18 protein-coding genes and 3 pseudogenes are annotated in these 17595 nt (G+C 63.4%); 11 read left to right on the top strand and 10 right to left on the bottom strand.

Going from position 1 to position 17595, the window contains the following annotated elements; all coding sequences use genetic code 11:
- Nucleotides 1–972: a DUF3592 domain-containing protein gene (locus FJ546_RS06075; protein ID WP_181167829.1), complete on the bottom strand. Its 972-nt coding sequence runs from the start codon at nt 970–972 to the stop codon at nt 1–3.
- Nucleotides 973–1116: 144 nt separating this feature from the next.
- Nucleotides 1117–1724, bottom strand: a pseudogene (locus tag FJ546_RS06080) (methyltransferase).
- Between the two features lie 70 nt (nt 1725–1794).
- Between FJ546_RS06080 and FJ546_RS31510 the strand changes: the two are divergent.
- Both FJ546_RS31510 and FJ546_RS06090 read left to right on the top strand, forming a co-directional pair.
- Nucleotides 1795–1950, top strand: a pseudogene (locus tag FJ546_RS31510) (VOC family protein); the annotation flags it as partial.
- A 392-nt stretch (nt 1951–2342) separates the two neighbouring features.
- Nucleotides 2343–2531 (top strand): hypothetical protein, encoded by a 189-nt coding sequence (locus FJ546_RS06090; protein ID WP_095770320.1) that lies wholly within the window; start codon nt 2343–2345, stop codon nt 2529–2531.
- 33 nt (nt 2532–2564) lie between these two features.
- Here the strand turns inward: FJ546_RS06090 and FJ546_RS06095 are convergent, their stop codons facing one another.
- Nucleotides 2565–3635, bottom strand: a complete 1071-nt coding sequence (locus tag FJ546_RS06095; RefSeq protein ID WP_140888535.1) for a GH25 family lysozyme — start codon at nt 3633–3635, stop codon at nt 2565–2567.
- Nucleotides 3636–3803: 168 nt separating this feature from the next.
- Here FJ546_RS06095 and FJ546_RS06100 point away from each other — a divergent pair.
- Together FJ546_RS06100 and FJ546_RS06105 are read left to right on the top strand one after the other, a co-directional pair.
- Nucleotides 3804–4859: pseudogene (locus FJ546_RS06100) on the top strand (DUF1402 family protein).
- Between the two features lie 25 nt (nt 4860–4884).
- The gene (locus tag FJ546_RS06105) at nt 4885–5514 is read left to right on the top strand and encodes a DedA family protein (RefSeq protein WP_140888536.1); all 630 of its coding nucleotides are present in this window, start codon (nt 4885–4887) and stop codon (nt 5512–5514) included.
- Here the strand turns inward: FJ546_RS06105 and FJ546_RS06110 are convergent.
- The 3 genes from FJ546_RS06110 to FJ546_RS06120 all read right to left on the bottom strand — a co-directional run bounded on the left by FJ546_RS06110 (nt 5511) and on the right by FJ546_RS06120 (nt 8056).
- Nucleotides 5511–6302, bottom strand: coding sequence for a phosphodiester glycosidase family protein (locus FJ546_RS06110; protein ID WP_140888537.1), 792 nt, complete (start codon nt 6300–6302; stop codon nt 5511–5513). The genes FJ546_RS06105 and FJ546_RS06110 overlap by 4 nt on opposite strands.
- 125 nt (nt 6303–6427) lie before the next feature.
- A complete protein-coding gene (locus tag FJ546_RS06115; RefSeq protein ID WP_140888538.1) occupies nt 6428–7048 on the bottom strand; it encodes a transglutaminase-like cysteine peptidase in 621 nt (206 codons plus the stop codon).
- Nucleotides 7049–7183: 135 nt separating this feature from the next.
- On the bottom strand, nt 7184–8056 hold the full coding sequence (locus tag FJ546_RS06120; RefSeq protein WP_140888539.1) for an undecaprenyl-diphosphate phosphatase: 873 nt from the start codon (nt 8054–8056) through the stop codon (nt 7184–7186).
- A 170-nt stretch (nt 8057–8226) separates the two neighbouring features.
- On the opposite strand from FJ546_RS06120, the gene FJ546_RS06125 reads away from it, so the two are divergent.
- Nucleotides 8227–9132 (top strand): hypothetical protein, encoded by a 906-nt coding sequence (locus FJ546_RS06125; protein ID WP_140888540.1) that lies wholly within the window; start codon nt 8227–8229, stop codon nt 9130–9132.
- Between the two features lie 6 nt (nt 9133–9138).
- Here the strand turns inward: FJ546_RS06125 and FJ546_RS06130 are convergent, their stop codons facing one another.
- Nucleotides 9139–9351, bottom strand: coding sequence for a hypothetical protein (locus FJ546_RS06130; protein ID WP_095770326.1), 213 nt, complete (start codon nt 9349–9351; stop codon nt 9139–9141).
- 151 nt (nt 9352–9502) lie between these two features.
- On the bottom strand, nt 9503–9901 hold the full coding sequence (locus FJ546_RS06135; protein ID WP_140888541.1) for a GFA family protein: 399 nt from the start codon (nt 9899–9901) through the stop codon (nt 9503–9505).
- Nucleotides 9902–10011: 110 nt separating this feature from the next.
- On the opposite strand from FJ546_RS06135, the gene FJ546_RS06140 reads away from it, so the two are divergent.
- The gene (locus FJ546_RS06140) at nt 10012–11040 is read left to right on the top strand and encodes an isopenicillin N synthase family oxygenase (protein ID WP_181167830.1); all 1029 of its coding nucleotides are present in this window, start codon (nt 10012–10014) and stop codon (nt 11038–11040) included.
- A gap of 34 nt (nt 11041–11074) precedes the next feature.
- Here the strand turns inward: FJ546_RS06140 and FJ546_RS06145 are convergent, their stop codons facing one another.
- Together FJ546_RS06145 and FJ546_RS06150 are read right to left on the bottom strand one after the other, a co-directional pair.
- Entirely contained in the window at nt 11075–11560 is a 486-nt protein-coding gene (locus tag FJ546_RS06145) for an SRPBCC family protein (RefSeq protein WP_181167831.1), read from the bottom strand.
- 119 nt (nt 11561–11679) lie between these two features.
- Nucleotides 11680–11928 carry a ParB N-terminal domain-containing protein gene (locus tag FJ546_RS06150; RefSeq protein WP_095770329.1) on the bottom strand — a complete coding sequence of 83 codons (249 nt, stop codon included), beginning with the start codon at nt 11926–11928 and terminating at the stop codon, nt 11680–11682.
- Nucleotides 11929–12083: 155 nt separating this feature from the next.
- Between FJ546_RS06150 and FJ546_RS06155 the strand changes: the two genes are divergently transcribed.
- Genes FJ546_RS06155 through FJ546_RS06175 form a run of 5 tightly spaced genes read left to right on the top strand, consistent with a single transcriptional unit; the run spans nt 12084 to nt 17590 of the window.
- The gene (locus tag FJ546_RS06155) at nt 12084–13724 is read left to right on the top strand and encodes a N,N-dimethylformamidase beta subunit family domain-containing protein (protein ID WP_140888543.1); all 1641 of its coding nucleotides are present in this window, start codon (nt 12084–12086) and stop codon (nt 13722–13724) included.
- 1 nt (nt 13725) lies between these two features.
- Complete coding sequence (locus FJ546_RS06160) at nt 13726–15111, top strand: aspartate aminotransferase family protein (protein ID WP_140888544.1); 1386 nt, start codon at nt 13726–13728, stop codon at nt 15109–15111.
- Between the two features lie 3 nt (nt 15112–15114).
- Nucleotides 15115–16044 (top strand): 3-keto-5-aminohexanoate cleavage protein, encoded by a 930-nt coding sequence (locus tag FJ546_RS06165; RefSeq protein ID WP_140888545.1) that lies wholly within the window; start codon nt 15115–15117, stop codon nt 16042–16044.
- Nucleotides 16041–16565, top strand: coding sequence for a GNAT family N-acetyltransferase (locus FJ546_RS06170; RefSeq protein ID WP_181167832.1), 525 nt, complete (start codon nt 16041–16043; stop codon nt 16563–16565). The genes FJ546_RS06165 and FJ546_RS06170 overlap by 4 nt, the downstream gene beginning before the upstream one ends.
- The gene (locus FJ546_RS06175; RefSeq protein WP_140888546.1) at nt 16562–17590 is read left to right on the top strand and encodes a histone deacetylase family protein; all 1029 of its coding nucleotides are present in this window, start codon (nt 16562–16564) and stop codon (nt 17588–17590) included. Before FJ546_RS06170 ends, FJ546_RS06175 begins: the two co-directional genes overlap by 4 nt.
- Nucleotides 17591–17595 lie beyond the last annotated feature (5 nt).

The following is a 17595-nucleotide window of genomic DNA, read 5'->3' on the forward strand; positions in this document are numbered from 1 at the left end:
TCACACCAGCCCGACCAGAAAGGCAGCGCCGCCGAGAAATCCTGCCGAACAGACCCACAGCAGCCAGAGCCCACGCACCCGGCATTCGAGCACCGCCGAGCCAGGGTTGGCGGGATCATAGTGCACGTCGACCTTGCTGCCCTCTGCATAGCGCCGCGCCTGGCCGCTGACGAGGCCGGGCAGCGAAGCCGTGATGGTCGCGCCGAAGCTGACGCGGTCGGCGCTATAGCGCTGGCCGGCGACGCCATAGCTGTAGACGATGCGAGATTTGAAAACCGTGCGCCAACGTTGATAGCTTGAATGGGTCCGCAACGCCTGCAGGCCTGAGGCATCGATGCGGCCGGCGGCGACCGGCCATTTTGCCGCCTGCCCGGCAAGCGACTTCTGGGCAAAGCCCATGCGCAGAGCGAAGAGGCCCATGAACAACAGCAATGCCGCGGCGCCGAGGTTTTGCGGCTTGGGCAGATGCGGCCGGATCGCCTCAAGCACGCCGCCGATGGAAAACACCAGAACCGCCGTGCCGATCACCAACCCGGCCGAGAGCTGGAACATGAACTTGAAGGCGCCGCCTGGCATGGTGCGCTCGATCACGGCCTTGCTCGGATCGGCCGGATTGTAAAAGACGGTCACCTCCGCGCCGCGGGGAAACTGCGCAAGGGTTTCGCGGACTTCAAAGTTCCCCAAATTTTCCTGCACGCTGTAGCGCGAGCTTTGAAATTTCTTGCCGCCGACCTTGTATTCGAAGGTGATGGCCGGGAAATTGCGCATCTCCGTGGTATCGGTGCTGTCCGAGCCAGCGCCCGAGCTTCTGACCTCACGCGCCTCGACGCGCGACGAAATGATCTTTCCCGGCGTCGGCAACCAGCGGCTGAGCGCCTGCACCTCCCGCCATTTCACGATAGTGATGAGCGACAGCATGCCGGAGACCGCGCAGGCAAAGCCGACAAGCAGAAATTTGAGTTCCAGCTCCACCCTGATCCCCCCGGAGTGCAGGAACAGGCACTAGACAGCACTGTGGCAGCAATGTCTCGCTTATTCGCAAAGGCGACAGATGAGCGGCCTGGCGTAACGCGCGCCCTCTCCTTCTCCCCTTGCGGGAGGAGGAAAAAGATCCCTTCATGACGGCCTGACAGCCAGGAAGGTGTTCCATTCCTCGCTGTTGCGGCCCACGTTGAAATCGTCCCTGAGAAGGACCAGCCCGGCGGCTTCGAGACGGGCCGCGAAGTCGTCCCTGCGCCACAAGACCGTATGATAGCTGCTGTCCGTCTCGCCATCGCCGTTGCGCATCGATACGAGGAAGGCGCCGCCTGGCCGCAGCGACCGGGCTATCCTGGCAAGCACCTGGTCGGTCTGGTCGCGCGGCACATGGATCAGGACGGCGAGCGCCAGGACGGCGTCATAGGGGCCGCCGAGATCGTCGGTGAGGAGATCGAGAAGCTCACCGTGCTTACCGCGCGCGGCCTGCAGTTCGAGAAACCGTTTTGTCGCGTCGGTGCGGCGAACCTTGACGCCAGGCCCTCGAGGAAGTCCGCATCGTAGCCCGCTCCCGACCCAACTTCCAGAATCCGGCCTGACGTGCCGGCAATCGCTACAAGGCGCTTCAGCGATGCCTGCTCTCTCTCGTTGGGAACATGCCGCACGATGGCATCGTAGCGATCCGCATAGTCCTCGTAGGCCCTGATCGTTTGACGGCTCTTCGCCAGAGCCTGCGACAACACATCCATCTTGCCCTCCTTTGCATCCATGTGAGTCAAAAAAGCCTTTCAGCGAATGGTGCCGGGAGGCACGTCTCCGTCCGGCGCCCAAGACAATGGCGCGCCTGGCCCGCGTCCCGATTATACGGAGAATTACTACGCCTGCTTCGTGCTCGACCCCGATGGCTACAACATCGAGGCAATGATCAACGAGCCCGCGGCTTCATCCAAGGGCACCAATACGAGCCGAGGATGAGGGCATAATGATTCTCGCGTCTCTTCGCCCTCGGCCACGGTCACCCGCTGCTGCGCACGGCACCGGCATCGGCCGATCGGTTGATGCAGATCAACGCGGATGCATCGCCCGTGCGGTCTCCTTGCTCCTTGGCTATCATCCCAGGGAGAACGAACGTGTCGACTTACGACCTCATGGTTATCGCCGCAGTCCTGTTCAGCTTCGCATCATTTTCCGCGGTTCTGGCTTTTGCCACCTTCGACGAATCGCGTCGCCGTCGTCCAAAATAAGGCGGTCGGACCAGTTGGATGGGCGGTCGGGCGGCCATTCACACGACGAAGTGATATAGGTGCAATTTGACGACGGATCGGATCGAATGAGACCGTCTGGGAGATAACAACCGGAAAACGGCCATGAGCGACGAAAACGAGGACGACACCGACATCGTCAACCAGCTCGCCTATGTCAGAGCCGATCCCACCCAGCACGATACGATTACGCTTCTCACCATGATCGATGCCGCGATTGCCGAGATCATGGCGTTGCGGAGAAAGCTGCGGCTGAGCGAGGACAGGAATGGCGGGAGCAACCAGCTCCAATAGACGGCAGGACCTGAACGAATGGCGACGCGACCCCTAATCCGCGTCGGCCATCATCTGACGGCCGCCGCCGGCCCAGGCGCGCCATTGCCGCTCGTCGCCATGGAAGACGTTGAGGTCGATGCGGCCGGTCACGCCGTGCGACAGGCCGGATCCGGAATACTGCCAGAACAGCCATTTGCGGCCGGGATAGACCTTTGACGGGTGCCGCGCCACCGCGCGCAGCCAGAACGGGTAGTCGAGGAAAGCGCCCTGGAGGTTGTCGCGATAGAAATCGGGGGCGGTGTAGATGATCGGGCGCTGACCGTAGTGGCGTTCAAGCTTGTCCATGAACACCTGCATCTTCTCCAGCACCTTTTCACGTGACGGGCGCCGCTTGCAACTGGAGTCGCCGTTCCATTCGACGTCGATCACCGGCGGCAAGGCGCCTTCGACCTTCGGCACGTTGCGGATGAACCAGTCGGCCTGCTCGCCGGCGGTGCGGCACCAGTAGAAGAAATGATAGGCGCCGCGCTTCAGCCCGGCGGCATCGGCATTGCGCCAGTTCCTCATGAACATCGGATCGAGATGGTCGCCGCCGTCGGTCGCCTTGATGTAGGCGAAGTTGGCGCCCTGGGCGCGCAGCTTTTCCCAGTTCACGTCGCCTTGCCAGCGCGACACGTCGACCCCGTGCACGGCAAGGTGCCGGGGCGAGGCCCGGCCGAAATTGATCGGCTTGGCATCGCGAAAACCGTAGCGCGTGACGGGCCCGGCAAGCATCGCCGGTGCGACACGCGACAAGAGTTTCGGTGGCGAGACCAGGGCGGTGGGCTCGACGGGCGGATCGACATTGTCCGGCAATTCGGGCGCCGAAAGCGCCACGGTTTCTTCCTCCGCCAGCCCAAAGGGCCGATCAGGGCCGTCCCCGGGCGCGGCCTCGGCCAGCTTGCGCGCTTTGCTGGCCTTGCTCACGGGAACGGATGTGATCGGTGCGCTTGGCCGCACCACCGAACTGGTGGTCTCATTCGACGGCTTCTGCAGGTCGAGCGCGTCCATGCCCGATGTCGAAGAGCAGCCGGCGAGGCACAGCGATGCGATCACGAAACTGATGGCGCCTGGTAACCGCATCTGGACCTGTACTCAAAACACAACAGACCGAAGGCAATGGCCGACGGACAACCGGGGCCAGTTATGAACGAGAAATTACCAATAAAGTTTGAATCAAGTTTTTTACCATGACTGTGACCCGTTTCAGACATTCGCCGTCGACCCCGGCGGGCCAGCCTTGACAGTGCCATGATGTGGCTGTTGAGACGGGAGGCGGCGTTTGCCGCAGGCATTTCCCACGATTTCTTCAAAAGGCGCCCGATGATTGCGTTGCAGCGGCTTCTCCTGGTCCCCCTGCTCGCGGCCCTCTCCTGCGGCGGCGCGCTGCTGGGCGAGGCCGCGCATGCCAGCGCGCCGATCGTCGTTCCCCCCGGCAATCGCTCCCAAACGCAGCCGCCGATCCCGGATGCATCGGCGACGCGGACCCGCGCCTTCAAGACCACCTACGCGGAAAAATACGAGAAGATCGTCGCGCTGCTGAAGCGCGAGAAGAAGCTGGTGGTGCATATCAAGCAGGTCGCGGCGGCATATGATATCGACCCTATCCATATCGTCGGCGCGCTGGTCGGCGAACACACCTACAATGTGACGGCCGTCGGCTCGGTCCAGACCTACTATGTGAAGGCGCTGTCCTATTCCGGCCTCGACTTTGCCTTCCGCTACAAGGGCGTGCCGGTGCAGACCTTTGTCCAGCGGCCGGAATTCGCGGGGTGCGCCGAGGCGAAAGACAGCGCCGCGCTGTGGAGCTGCCGCGACAGGGTGTGGGTCAACCATTTCCGCGGCAAGACCGTCGACGGCGTCACCTACGACGCAATGACTTTCCAGCAGGCCTTCTTCCAGCCCTTCTTCGCCGGCCAGACATTCGGCCTCGGCCAGATCAGCCCGCTGACCGCGCTCGAGGTGACCGATCTGGTCAACAAGGTGAGCGGCTATGACAGGCTGACGCCGGATCATCCGCAGGCGATCTATCGCGATGTCATGGATCCCGACCGCAGCATCGTCTACATCGCCGCGATCGTGCGCGATGCCATCGACGCCTACAAGGAACAGGGCTTCGACATCTCAGGCAATCCAGGCATCACGGCCACGCTCTACAATGTCGGCCAGCCACGGCAGCGGGCGGCCGACCTGCAGGCGGCGGTTGCCGGCGGCAAGGGCCGCAAATAGCCGGTCGAGAATTATTACGGCTGGCTCGTCAACGACAAACTCGACGAACTCAGAAGCCTGCTCGACAGCGGCAGCTGAGAAACGCTTTTAAACAGGAGCTGGCGTGCAGGCGTTCATCGATCAGAGCGTTTGTTTCATCGAGAACCACCAGGCGTGGGCCGGCCTCGTGGTCGGGCTGCTGGCCTTCGGCGAGTCGCTCGTGCTGGTCGGCATCCTTTTGCCCGGCACCACGGTGCTCATCGTCGTCGGCGGCCTGGTCGGGGCCGGCATCGTACAGCCTTTGCCGGTCCTTCTGGCCGCGATGATAGGGGCGGCGCTCGGCGATACCATCTCCTACTTTCTCGGCAGATGGCTGGGGCGCGGCGTCGTCCACAAATGGCCGCTCAACCGCTACCGCCGCGAGGTCGCCAGGGCGCGGCTGTTCTTCCACCGTTATGGCTTCGCAGCGGTTTTCATCGGCCGTTTCTTCGGCCCCGTCCGCGCCACCGTGCCGCTGGTCGCCGGCATGATGGGCATGCACCGGCGCCGCTTCCAGATCGCCAACATCCTGTCGGCGATCATCTGGGCGCCGGTCGTGCTGTCGCCGGGTTGGCTGGTGGCCAAGGGCGCCGGCAGCATCCCCGAACTCGATGTGACCAGCCTGTTCGGGCTGGCGGCGATCGGCGTGGTCGCCCTGATCATCATAGCAGTGATCGTGCTCAAACTCCGGAGCAGGCGATCCGCCCGCGCCTAGCCGCGCTTCCTGAACACGCCGATCATCGGTCCCAGATTCCAGTAATCGTCGTTGCGGCCGATGCCAGGCGCGAACAGGCTCGATATCGTGCCGTCGAGAAACAGCGCATTGTCGCAGCCGAGCGCATCGCGGAACAGCCGGGCAAATGCATGGAAATTCACCGCGCCGTTCGAAATGGCAAAGACCGCGACACCGTCCTTGCGCACCCCGACGCCATCGCGCGTCTTGCGCGAGGTGCCGTCGGACTGGAATTTCGGATGAAGTTGGCCGTCGACCACCAGCATCGGTCCCGATTGCGTGGCATAGTCGGTGGGCGGCCGCTTCCTGACGAAGTCCCTGGTCGCGCGGACCGCTGCCTTGCCGCCGCTGATGTAGAAGATGCCGTTCGGCTGCAGCGAAAAATTGCCGCTTCCCGATCCCGTCTTCACGCCGGCCATTTCCTGGCCACGCTCGACATAGAGGCCGACCGGCCTGAGGTCCGGATGATACATGCCGGCGTTGACGGCGAACAGCATGGTGCGGCCGGCCGCGCGCTGGGCAGCGTCGAGATTGTGCAGCGACTGAAACGGCTTGCCGGCCGGATCCTTCCAGAACAGTTCGATCGAATACAGTTTCGGATCGACCTCGCAGATGAGATAGCTGGTCGCCTCGAAGGCGAAGTCGCGGCATGGCGGCAGCGACACGAACCATTGGCTGAATGCCATCGTGCCGGCGACCGTCTGCGTCAGCGAGGCTTTGACCAGGCCCAGCAGCAGGGGCGCCGAGTTCAGAAGTGTCAGAAAGTCCATGTGCCCTGCGGATGCCAGCTTCAATCAGCTGTGGTGGTTATCACCACTTGCCGGCACCATGGAAGACCGGCACGAAAGGATCGGATCGAGGAGGTTCATGCTCGCACGCGGCGGAGCCGACCCGACTATTTGACGGCGCTGACCAACTGTTCGTCGCCACCCAGAATGGACACCCAGTGACCGGTGTTGTCGCTCGCCTGCCGCTTCAGGTAGCGATAGCTCGTCTGGTTCCAGAGGCGGACCTTGTCGGTCAGATTGTCGAGGATGTAGTCGCCCTTGTCGGTGCGCACCGTCAGCACGGCGTGACCCTCGCCATCAGGCTTGCGAACCACCGTCATCAAAAGATTGGCTATGGCAATGCCCAGGCTGTTGAGCTCACGCCGCTTTTCCAGCGCGTAATCCTCGCAGTCGCCAAAACCGTTGTCCGGATAGGCCCACCACTCGTCCTTGCGGTAATTATCCATGTCGCTCATCGGCTTGACGCGCGCGTTGACGGAGAGGTTCACCGCCGAGATATCGTGCAGCAGCTTGCTGGTCAGGCGCTCCGGCACGCTGTCGGGCGAGCGGATCGAACATTCGGCGACATGGATCTTGCAAAAATCATAATGGCCGATCGGCTGGGAAGTCGAGCCGCCGACAACCATGGACGCAGGCGCAGCATGGGCCGACCCCATCACCGAACAGAAGACGGTCACGGCAACCGCCAGCCCCTTCGCCTTGCGGCGCCAACCCATCAAGGATGCCATCCGGCCCCCACCCACCTGTTTTGTTAACAGAATGTTAAGGGCGGTTATATTCCGGAGTCAATCAACCCTAGCGATCACATCTCCGAGGGAGCGACTCATGCGCCCAACTGGTGCCGACACGCAACACTGGGTCTGCTAAGCCAGCCACCCCATCGCAAGGCCGAGCAGCAGGACGATGCCGAGCAGGCCGCGATAGATGACGAAAGGCCAGGCGGAGAAGCGTTCCAGCACCCGCATCAGGCCCCAGATGGCAAAGAAGGCGGAGATCGAGGCGACGACCAGCCCGGTGGCAAGAACCGACCAGCCATGGGTGTCGAGATGAACCTTGTGCAGTTCCCACAGTTCCTTGAGACCGGCAAGCGCGATCGCCGGCAGCCCGAGCAGGAACGAGAAGCGCGCCGCCTCGGCCCGCTTGAAGCCTAGCCCCAACGCCGCCGTCAGGGTCGAGCCCGAGCGCGAGACGCCGGGGATCAAAGCGCCGATCTGGGCGACGCCGACAAGCAGCGCATCGGCGAGCGACGCTTCTGCGATGGTGCGCTTGTGGCGGGCGAAAATCTCGGCCAGAGCCAGCAGGATCGCCATGGCGATGCACGACCAGCCGATCACGCTCAGGCTGCGCAGCGGCGAATTGCAGGCATTGAGAACGCCCGATAGCGCGACGCCTGCAATGACGATCGGGATCGTCGCCAGCACGATCCAGGACGCCAGCCGGAAATGCCGGTCGGAAAAATCGCGGCGCGTGAGCGCGTCGAGCGAGCCGAACAGGAGATCCCTGACATCACCCCAGAAATAGCTGATCACGGCCGCAAGGGCGGCAAGCTGCATGGCGGCGGAGAAGGCGGAGCCCGGGTCTTGCCAACCGAGTACCGCCGGCACGATGCGCATATGGGCGGTCGAGGAAATCGGTAGCAACTCGGTGATGCCTTGCACCAAGCCGAGAAAGGCGACCTTGGCATATCCCAGGCCGACAAAGCCCGTATCCACGCCCTGGGTGCAGATGTCAGCCATGTCGAGCCTTTCCGTCGGAGAATCTTCAAGAGCGATCCGCGCGAGCAATAGACGCGCGATGCGCGGAATCCAATTTACCGATTTGTAAGGCGTCTCCCTGGTTGACAAGTCGCGCATCAATATTATTATCTGCTAACCTTACATTGTAAGTTTGATGATGGAGGAGCGCCATGCAGACCGCCCTGTCAGAATTGCAAGCGCCAGCCGAACCCCGCCCGCCAGCCATCGCGATCGAGAATGTCTCGCGCGACCTCAGCCGTGTCATCGAGCGCGCCGAGGTGAACGCCTGGCTCGACCTCTATGCCGCAGCACCCGCCGATTTCGCGGCAAGGCAAGGCCTTTCGATAGCGGGAGAAGGCGACCTTGCCTGGACCACCTGCACGACGATCCCGTTCGTCCATTTCAATTGCGTGAAGAATTTCGGCGTCGACAGCCCGGCCTCGGAAAGCCAGCTCGACGCGCTGCTGGCGCACTACCGCGCCGCCGGCATTTCGCGGCCCTGGTTCTATGTCAATCCACACACCGAACCATCACGCGTCAGATGCTGGCTCGAGGCGCGCGGCCTGCAGCGCCAGGGCGGCTGGGAGCGGATTTATCGCGAAGCCGATCCGCTGTCGTCCGAGCCGCTTTTCACGATTGATGGGGTTTCAGTCGAACGTGTGAAGAAGGCATCAGCAAACGAATGGGCCGGCTTCATCGACAAAAGCTACCGGCTGCCCACCTCACCCTGGCTGCTGGCTCTGGCCGGCCGACAGGGCTGGCATCACTATATGGCCAAGCGGGGCGGCGCCGTGGTGGCGGTGCGCTCGCTGTTCATCGGTGCCGACGGCGCGGCCTGGAGCGGCATCGAAGCGCCGGTGCCGGGCATCATGGCGCCAAGCTTCGATCTCGACGCGGTGCTTGGCGAAGCACTGGTGCGCGACGGGATTGCGGCCGGCGCCAAACTGTTCGCTACCGACATCGAGGCGCCGCAGGAGCAACGCGACGGCCCGGCCTATCGCAACTATGCGCGCCTCGGCTTCAGGATTGCCTATTTCCGCAGCCACTACAGCTATCTGCCGGCCAGTTCCAACTGATCGCGCCTAACTGCGCAGCCATTGCTGGAAGCAACTTCTGGCCACTATATGGGCCGGCGGAACGACCGGCTGATCGGCGCGTGCGTCATCGGGCGCCCGGCTGCGAACCCGTTCGAGCAGCATGCGCACCTGTTCCGGGCGCACACGGTCGCGCTCCATGACAAGCAGGACCATAGGATCGCTCAAAAGCTCGTCAAGGGTGCTGATGCTGTCGTTCATCCGTCGTCTCCTCGAATGCCGGCCCGCGCAGCATAAATAGGAAGACAATGATGGCTCGCCAATGACGTTTTGCCGGCTATCGCGTGATGATTTGGATTATTTTTTGGTCATCGTCGCGCGCTTTCCTTCTCCCTTGTGGGAGAAGGAAGACCTAGCCCGGCGGCGGTGCGCCTTCGTGTTGCGGCAGGCCGTCATCGAGCACCACCCAAGGCTGTTTCGAGGCGGTGAAGATATGCATCTGCGGCCTGAAAACCGTGGGATCGTCAAGCGAGCCGGTGGTGATGCCGATGATGCCGGCGGAGTCGCGGCGCGAAAACATCGTCGTGCCGCAGCTCGGGCAAAAGCCGCGCTTGAGATCGGGCGACGAGTTCACAGTCGCCAGCGGCCCCTTGATGGCCACATCATCGATGCGAAACAGCATGCGCGCGTTGAAGGCGGCGCCGATCGCCTTCTGGCAAAGCCGGCAATGGCAGATGCGTTCGTTGATGGGCGCCGCGTCGGTGCTGTAGCGCACCGCCCCGCACAGGCACCCGCCCTGATGTTTAGCCATATCACCGTGATCCATAATGAGAGTGTGCGGCCGAGGTAAATGGGCGGGACCGATTGGGTCAATTGAAAAGCTTTGATATTGTTTCATCGATTACCGTAATGGGGGAAGCCGTGACGCAAGACATCGAAACCATCGGCATTGCGGATCTGTTCGCGCCGCCCTCGCCCGGCCGCGCCCGCGCCGACGCCCGCATCATGGCCGCCGCGTCGGGAATAGGCTTCATGGCGGTTCGGGATTTTCCAGGCGACACCTGGCTGACGCCAGAACGGCGGGCCCAATTGCTGCGCATCTTCGCCCTTCCCGACACCGAGAAGCAGAAATTGCTCCGCTGGAATTTCGACCGCACCAGGAAGAATGTCTATCGCGGCTGGTTTCCGTTGCAGCCGACAGCCGTTTCCTACAAGGAAGGCATCGACATGGGACCGGATATCGCCGCGGCGGCGCGTGCTTTGCCATCAGACGATCCGCTGTGTGAGCCGACGCCTTTGCCGACCGAAGACGCCCTGCCCGGCTGGCGCGCGGCAGCGGCGAACTATTACCGCGCGATGGAGACGGTCGGCAACGCGCTGATGCGGTCGATCGGGCGCGGGCTTGGCCTGCCGGAAACGACCTTCGATCCCTATTTCGAGCACGGCATCTCCACCTTGCGCCTGATCCGCTATCCCCTGCGCGACGCCAATGCCGGCATCGATATCAGCGGGCCTGACTTCTCGGTCCTCCACAAGGGGGAGACGCGCACCATCATCGGCCGGGAGCATGCCGATTCCGGTTTCGTCACCTTGCTGGCGCAGGACGGCGTCGAGGGCTTGCAGGCCAAGAACCTCGTCGGCGAATGGATCGACGTGCCGCCCGCCGACGGCACGCTGGCGGTCAATTTCGGCCAGTTGCTGGAGCGCTGGACCGGCGGGCGTGTGCGGGCGACGCAGCACCGGGTGATCGCACCGAAGACGGTGCGGTTCTCGATCCCGTTTTTCTATGAACCGCGTGTCGACGCCGAGATCGCGCCGCCGCCCCTAAGCGGCGCCGAGCCTTTCGAGCCGTTTTTCTATGGCGACTATCTCTGGGAGGCGGCGACGACTTTCGTCGAGATGAGCGGCATCAAGCATCTCAGGCAGCCGCGCCGCGTCAAGGCTTCCTGAGCCTGGGCGCAACCGTCGGCGGAGCCGTCCTGCATCAAAGCGTCCTGGCGATCTCTTCGAGCTGGTCGGTGCACTGGCCCCAGCCCACGTGAAAACCCATCGCCTCGTGTTGCTCGCGGTCGGCGACACTCCAGTGGCGGACACGCGCGATGTAGCGGGTCCGGCCGTCGCCTTCGTCCTCGAAGGTCAGCACACCGGTCATGAACGGCTTTTCGGATGGCTCCCATGCCTGCGTGTAGGCATCGGTGAAGACGATCTTCTTGCCGGGAATGACTTCCAGGAAGACACCTGGGTTGGGGAATTCATTGCCGTCGGGGTCGGCCATGATCACAAGGCTCGACCCGCCCGTGCGCATATCCATTTCGGCACGCGGCGTCGTCCAAGGTTTCGGAGAGAACCATTGCGTTAAAAGCCTGGTGTCGGTCCAGCAGCGATAGACGCTCTCGCGCGGCGCATCGATGATGCGGGCGACAACCAGTTCGCGGTCATTGGCGGGGGCGATGTCGAGCTTGGCGGTCAAGGCGGTCTCCTCGGTTTGATCTGGCTTCCGTCCCAAGGACGAGCCGACAGAACGCAATCCGACAAGACCAGTGAAAAATTACCGGCAGGCTTTCAATGCGGCGGAGGACGAACGAGGCGTCAGTGACGCTTGGCTTGTACCAGATAGGCATCGATCTCGGTCTCGCCAAGCCACTTGGCCGCTTCCAGCCGGTGCAGGCCTTCAACAAGGATATGGCGCTTGCCGTCGTGGCGGACCTGGATCGGCATCTTCATGCCGTTCTCCAATATGTCCTCGGCCAAATGGCGGACGGTCTCTGGGTGCAATGTCTTCTTGCGCGCCGTCGGCACGTAGATCTCGTCGACCTTGACCTTTTGCACTCTCAGCATACTGGCTCCCCAGGCGGAACATACCGCCTCGCCTGAAATAGTCGCTTTGCCGGGCGCGGCCAAGGGCGGCTAAGCAATTGCTGGCCCGATCGTTTCCATTTGACGCTTGGCCGGCAGATGGCCGAAATGGCGGCCGACGATCCTTTCCGGTGCTCATGACCCATCTGCCGACCGAATTCCCCGATTTCGGGCTGACGCCCGAGCAGCGCCGCCACGCGGTGCGCGGCCATTACTATGAGTGGCCAGGCATGGATGGCGAGCACGGCGAAATCTGGTGCTATTCGGACCGTTTTTCCTATCGCGCCGGCGAAATGGTGACGCTGCATGTCAGCTCGACAGCGCCGTCCTTCAGCATGGCGATCATCCGCGACGGTGGAAGCGAGACGAAAGTGTTCGAGAAATCCGGCGTTGCGGCGTGCTGGCAGGACACGCCCGACCAATGTTCCGCCGAGGGTTGCGGCTGGGAAGCGTCCTTTGAATTCCGTGTCGGGAGCGACTGGCCGTCCGGTGCCTATCGGGTAACGCTGACTTCCGTTGGCCATGACGGTAGGGCGATCCATGGCTACCACCTCTTCATCGTCTCTCCCCAACCCGGCAAGAAGCCTGGCCGTGTGCTGCAGGTGGCGGCGACGGGCACCTGGCTTGCCTACAACACTTGGGGCGGCTCCAACCACTATCAGGGCATCACCGGGCCGGACCGCAACCAGTACTCGCCCGTTGTGTCGACGCAACGCCCCTGGTGCCGCGGCTTCGTCGTGCTGCCAAAAGATGCGCCGCGCGTGCCGCTCGAGGTCGCCGTGCCGCCGAAGACGGTACCACGCTACCCCCACATGGAATGGGCGCTCGCCACCGGCCATTCGAAGAAATACGCCTCGTCCGGCTGGGCGAGCTATGACAGCCACTTCTTCCGCTTCGCCGAGGGGGCCGGCTATCATGTCGATCTCGCCAGCCAGCACGATCTGCATGTCTCGCCCGACATTCTCGACGGCTACGACTGCGCCGTCTTCGTCGGCCATGACGAGTACTGGACATGGGAAATGCGCGATGCGGTCGACAATTATGTTGAGCGCGGCGGGCATGCGGCGCGTTTCGCCGGCAATTTCATGTGGCAGACGCGGCTCGAGGACGAAGGCCGGCGGCAGGTCTGCTACAAATATCGTGCCCGGGCCGAGGACCCCGCCTACCGCGGCGGCGACGTCACTCGCGCCACCAATTCCTGGGAAGCGCCGGAAATCGGCCGGCCAGGTTCGGCGACCTTTGGCCTCAACGCGACGCGCGGCGTCTATGCCGGCTGGGGCGGCTGCGCGCCGCGTGGCGTACGCGGTTTTCCGGTCTACCGGCCGGAACACTGGGCCTTCGCCGGCACCGGCATCTATTATGGCGACCTGCTCGGCGCCGACAGCCATGTCTATGGCTATGAGGTCGACGGGCTCGACTTCGAGATCCGCGGCGGCCTGCCCTATCCAACAGCCAACAGTGGCGCGCCGGACGGGCTGCAGGTCCTCGCCGTCGGTATGGCATCCCAAGTCGAGGAAAGCGCCGATATCCCGATCGAGGACCAGTTCCTCACCGACGAGGATGGCCGCTTCACCGCCGAGACTTTGTTCGGCGAGGCGAGCGACGCCAATCTCGAGAAAGTCAAACGCGGCAATGGCATGATCGTCAATTTCCCGCGCGGCAAGGGCGAGGTCTTTCATGCCGGAAGCTGCGAATGGGTGGCCGGCCTGCTAAGGCAAGACCCGATGGTCGAACGCGTCACCCGCAATGTCCTCGATCGCTATCTCGGAAAGTCCTGACATGTCGAAAGTCCAGCCTGCCGCTCCAGAGGCCGAAGCCCGGCGCCAGTCGCACCTGTTCTACCTCTCCAGCCTGCGTCGGCCGCTGATCGACCGCGCCGAGGGCATCTATATGTGGACACAGGACGGCCGCCGCTTCATCGATGGCTCGAGCGGACCGATGGTCGCCAATATCGGCCACTCCAACCGCAATGTGCTGGACGCCATGAAGCGGCAGATGGACCGCGCCACCTTTGCCTATCGGCTGCACTTCGAAAACGAGCCGGCGGAGGAACTGGCGCGGGAACTGGCCGGCAAACTGCCGGAAGGCATGGACCGCATCTTCTTCGTCTCGGGCGGCTCGGAGGCGACGGAATCCTGCATCAAATTGGCGCGGCAATGGGCCGTTGCCACCGGCCAGGCCAGCCGCTGGAAGGTGATCACGCGGTTTCCTTCCTATCATGGCGGCACGCTGGGTTCGCTCTCCATCACCGGCGACGACGCGCTGGCCGAGACCTTTGAGCCGATGATGCGGGTGATGCCCACCGTGCCAGCGCCCACCGCCTGGCGCGACCACGACAATCTTTCGATGGAACAGCGCGGCATCCGTTATGCCGACATGCTGGAGGACAAGATCGTGGCCGAAGGGCCGGAAAGCGTCGTTGCCTTCATCATGGAGCCGATCGGCGGCGCCGCGACCGCTGCGCTTGTCGCGCCGGACAGCTACTATGCGCGCATTCGCGAGATCTGCGACCGCTACGGCATCCTGCTGATCCATGACGAAGTGATGAGCGGTGCCGGCCGCACCGGCAAATTCCTCGGCGGCGATCACTGGAACTGCAAGCCCGACATCGTCGCGCTGTCGAAGGGACTGGGCTCGGGCTATGCGCCGCTCGGTGCACTGGCGGCGCCGATGCGGCTGGTGCAGCCGCTGCTGGCCTCCGGGGGCTTCCAGCATGGCCATACCTATGCCGGCAATCCGCTCGCCTGCGCCGCCGGCCTTGCCGTGCTCGGTGAAATGGACCGGCTCGACCTGATCGCCAATGCCGCCGCCATGGGTGACGTGCTGATGGACGGGCTGAAGGGACTGGCGAAGCGCTTTCCCTTCATCGCCGACGTGCGCGGCAAAGGCCTGCTGACCGGCGTCGAAATGGTCGCCGATCCGGAGACATTGCGGCCGATCGACCAGAGCAAGAAGGCGACGCAGCGCCTGCTCGACCTCGCCTATGAGCGCGGGCTGATCATCTATGGCCGCCGGGTCAAGGGTGGCGTCGACGGCGACAATTTCATGGTCGCGCCGCCGATGATCGTCACCAGCGAACAGGTCGGCGAGATCATCTCCATCATCGGCGACTCGCTGGAGGTTCTGGCATCGGAGCTCGACCTTCCGGTCGAAGGCCGGGAGTAAAGAATGGCGCCGCGAAAAGTCATCATCACCTGCGCCGTCACCGGCTCGGTGCATACGCCGTCCATGTCGCCCTACCTGCCGGTGACGCCGGACCAGATCGCGACCGACGCCATTGCAGCCGCCGAGGCCGGCGCGGCGATCCTGCATCTACACGCCCGCGACCCCAGGGATGGCCGGCCGACGGCCGATCCGGAGGTGTTCATGCAGTTCCTGCCGCGCATCAAGCAGGCAACCGACGCGGTGATCAACATCACTACCGGCGGTTCTTCGTTGATGACGCTGGACCAGCGATTGGCAGCGCCGCTGCGCGCCGAGCCCGAAATGTGCTCGCTCAATATGGGCTCGATGAACTTCGCGCTGTTCCCGATGCTCGACAAGCCACGCGAATGGCAGCACGAATGGGAGCCGAAACTGCTCGAAGCCACGCGCGACACCATTTTCAAGAACACCTTCGCCGATATGGAAGGCGTGCTTGAGAGGCTGGGCAAGGGTTGCGGCACGCGCTTCGAATTCGAATGCTACGATGTCGGCCATCTCTACTCGCTGGCGCATTTCCGCGACCGCGGTCTGGTGTCGGGGCCGCTGTTCATCCAGTTCGTGCTGGGCATTCTGGGCGGCATCGGCGCTGATCCGGACAATCTTATCCACATGAAGCGCATCGCCGACAAATTGTTCGGCGACAGCTACCAGTTCTCGGTGCTGGCTGCCGGCCGCCAGCAGATGCCGCTGATCTCGATCGCCGCGGCGATGGGCGGCAATGTCCGTGTCGGCCTGGAAGACAGTCTCTACGATGGCCGCCAGTTGGCGAAATCCAACGCCGATCAGGTGCGCCGCATCCGGAGCATTCTCGACGGCCTGTCGCTGGAGATTGCCACGCCGGCCGAGGCACGTGAGATGCTGGCGCTGAAAGGTGGCGACCGGGTGGCGTTTTGAGGCAAGACCGTGACCAAACCAGTGACGTCCTGATCCGCCCCGGTCGCATCGATGACGCCGAAACGATCCACGCCGCGCTTCTCAAACTCGGCACCCATATCGGCGCGCATCAGGAGATCACCTCCACATCAGATGATCTCCGCCGCTACGGTTTTGGCGAAAGGCCCGCCTTTTCGACGCTGATCGCCGAGGTCGGCGGCGCGTTCGCTGGCCTTTGCCTGCATTTTCCGATCTTTTCGACGTGGATGGGGCGGCCCGGCGTCTATGTGCAGGACCTCTATGTCGAGCACCGGTTCCGTGGCCGCAAGATCGGCGAGCGGCTGTTGCGGCGTGTTGCTGCGGAATGCCGCAAAGAAGGTGGCGTCTATCTCAGACTGTCGGTCGACACCGACAATGAAGGCGCCAAGGCCTTCTATGAAAGGCTGGGTATCGCCTGGTCGAGTTACGAACAGACGCAGAAAATCGTCGGCGAAGCCTTTTTTGCCTTCGCCGACGCGCCGGTCAATGGGGAGCAGGAATGAAGGCCTTTTACGCCGAAGAGCAGAAGCGCCACGACCCGAAGGCCTTTCTTTCCAGCGGTGCCGCGCAGCCCAATCCGGAAAAGCCCGAGCGCGTCGAAAGATTGTTAGCCGGCGCAAAATCTGCCGGTTGCACGATCGAGCGGCCACGCAATCACGGGCTCGGCGCGGCCTCGGCGGTGCACACGCCCGAATATCTCGACTTCCTCGAACATATTTTCGAGCGCTGGCAGCGCATTGAGGGCGCCTCGGCGGAAGTAATCCCCAACATCCACCCGATCGCGCGCAACGGCTCCTATCCGGCCTCAGCCGTCGGCCAGGCCGGCTATCATATGGCCGATACCGCTTGCCCGATCTCGGGCGAAACCTGGCAAAGCGCGCTGTGGAGTGCCTGGAGTGCGGTCGAAGCGGCGGAAGCTGTCATGGCTGGCGCGCCGGCAGCCTATGCGCTGTGTCGCCCGCCCGGCCACCATGCCTTTGCCGATGTCGCCGGCGGCTTCTGCTTCATCAACAATTCGGCGGTCGCTGCGCAGGTGCTGCGCAAGCAGGCGGCGCGCGTGGCCATTCTCGACGTCGACCTGCACCACGGCAACGGCACGCAAGGCATCTTCTATGCGCGTCCCGACGTCCTCACCGTTTCGCTGCATGCCGACCCGGTGCGCTTCTATCCGTTCTTCTGGGGCCATGCCGACGAGCGCGGCGAAGGCCCCGGCCTCGGCTATAATTTCAATCTGCCGCTGCCGCGCAAATCCGCCGACGCGGCGTTTCTGGAGGCGCTCGAAGTGGCGTTCCAGCGTATCCGCGCCTTTTCGCCGGACGCGCTGGTGGTCGCGCTCGGCCTCGACGCCTTCGAGGGCGATCCGTTCGGCGGGCTTTCGTTGACGACGCCCGGCTTCTCGCGTATTGGCGAGGCGATTGGCAAACTCGGCCTGCCGAGCGTCATCGTCCAGGAAGGCGGCTATCTCTGCGACGCACTCGGCGACAATCTCACCGCCTTCCTCACCGGCTTCGGCGGCAGGATGCGGTGACGGTT

Source organism: Mesorhizobium sp. B2-4-19, assembly GCF_006441315.1.
Classification (GTDB): Bacteria; Pseudomonadota; Alphaproteobacteria; order Rhizobiales; family Rhizobiaceae; genus Mesorhizobium.

Bases quoted from the DNA above. Each gene is read 5' to 3' on its own strand.
- FJ546_RS06120 (WP_140888539.1), bottom strand. From the start codon at position 8,056: ATGGCTGACATCTGCACCCAGGGCGTGGATACGGGCTTTGTCGGCCTG.
- FJ546_RS06150 (WP_095770329.1), bottom strand. From the start codon at position 11,928: ATGCTGAGAGTGCAAAAGGTCAAGGTCGACGAGATCTACGTGCCGACG.
- FJ546_RS06115 (WP_140888538.1), bottom strand. From the start codon at position 7,048: ATGGCATCCTTGATGGGTTGGCGCCGCAAGGCGAAGGGGCTGGCGGTT.
- FJ546_RS06135 (WP_140888541.1), bottom strand. From the start codon at position 9,901: ATGGCTAAACATCAGGGCGGGTGCCTGTGCGGGGCGGTGCGCTACAGC.
- FJ546_RS06160 (WP_140888544.1), top strand. From the start codon at position 13,726: ATGTCGAAAGTCCAGCCTGCCGCTCCAGAGGCCGAAGCCCGGCGCCAG.
- FJ546_RS06175 (WP_140888546.1), top strand. From the start codon at position 16,562: ATGAAGGCCTTTTACGCCGAAGAGCAGAAGCGCCACGACCCGAAGGCC.
- FJ546_RS06155 (WP_140888543.1), top strand. From the start codon at position 12,084: ATGACCCATCTGCCGACCGAATTCCCCGATTTCGGGCTGACGCCCGAG.
- FJ546_RS06090 (WP_095770320.1), top strand. From the start codon at position 2,343: ATGAGCGACGAAAACGAGGACGACACCGACATCGTCAACCAGCTCGCC.
- FJ546_RS06110 (WP_140888537.1), bottom strand. From the start codon at position 6,302: ATGGACTTTCTGACACTTCTGAACTCGGCGCCCCTGCTGCTGGGCCTG.
- FJ546_RS06130 (WP_095770326.1), bottom strand. From the start codon at position 9,351: ATGAACGACAGCATCAGCACCCTTGACGAGCTTTTGAGCGATCCTATG.
- FJ546_RS06165 (WP_140888545.1), top strand. From the start codon at position 15,115: ATGGCGCCGCGAAAAGTCATCATCACCTGCGCCGTCACCGGCTCGGTG.
- FJ546_RS06125 (WP_140888540.1), top strand. From the start codon at position 8,227: ATGCAGACCGCCCTGTCAGAATTGCAAGCGCCAGCCGAACCCCGCCCG.
- FJ546_RS06095 (WP_140888535.1), bottom strand. From the start codon at position 3,635: ATGCGGTTACCAGGCGCCATCAGTTTCGTGATCGCATCGCTGTGCCTC.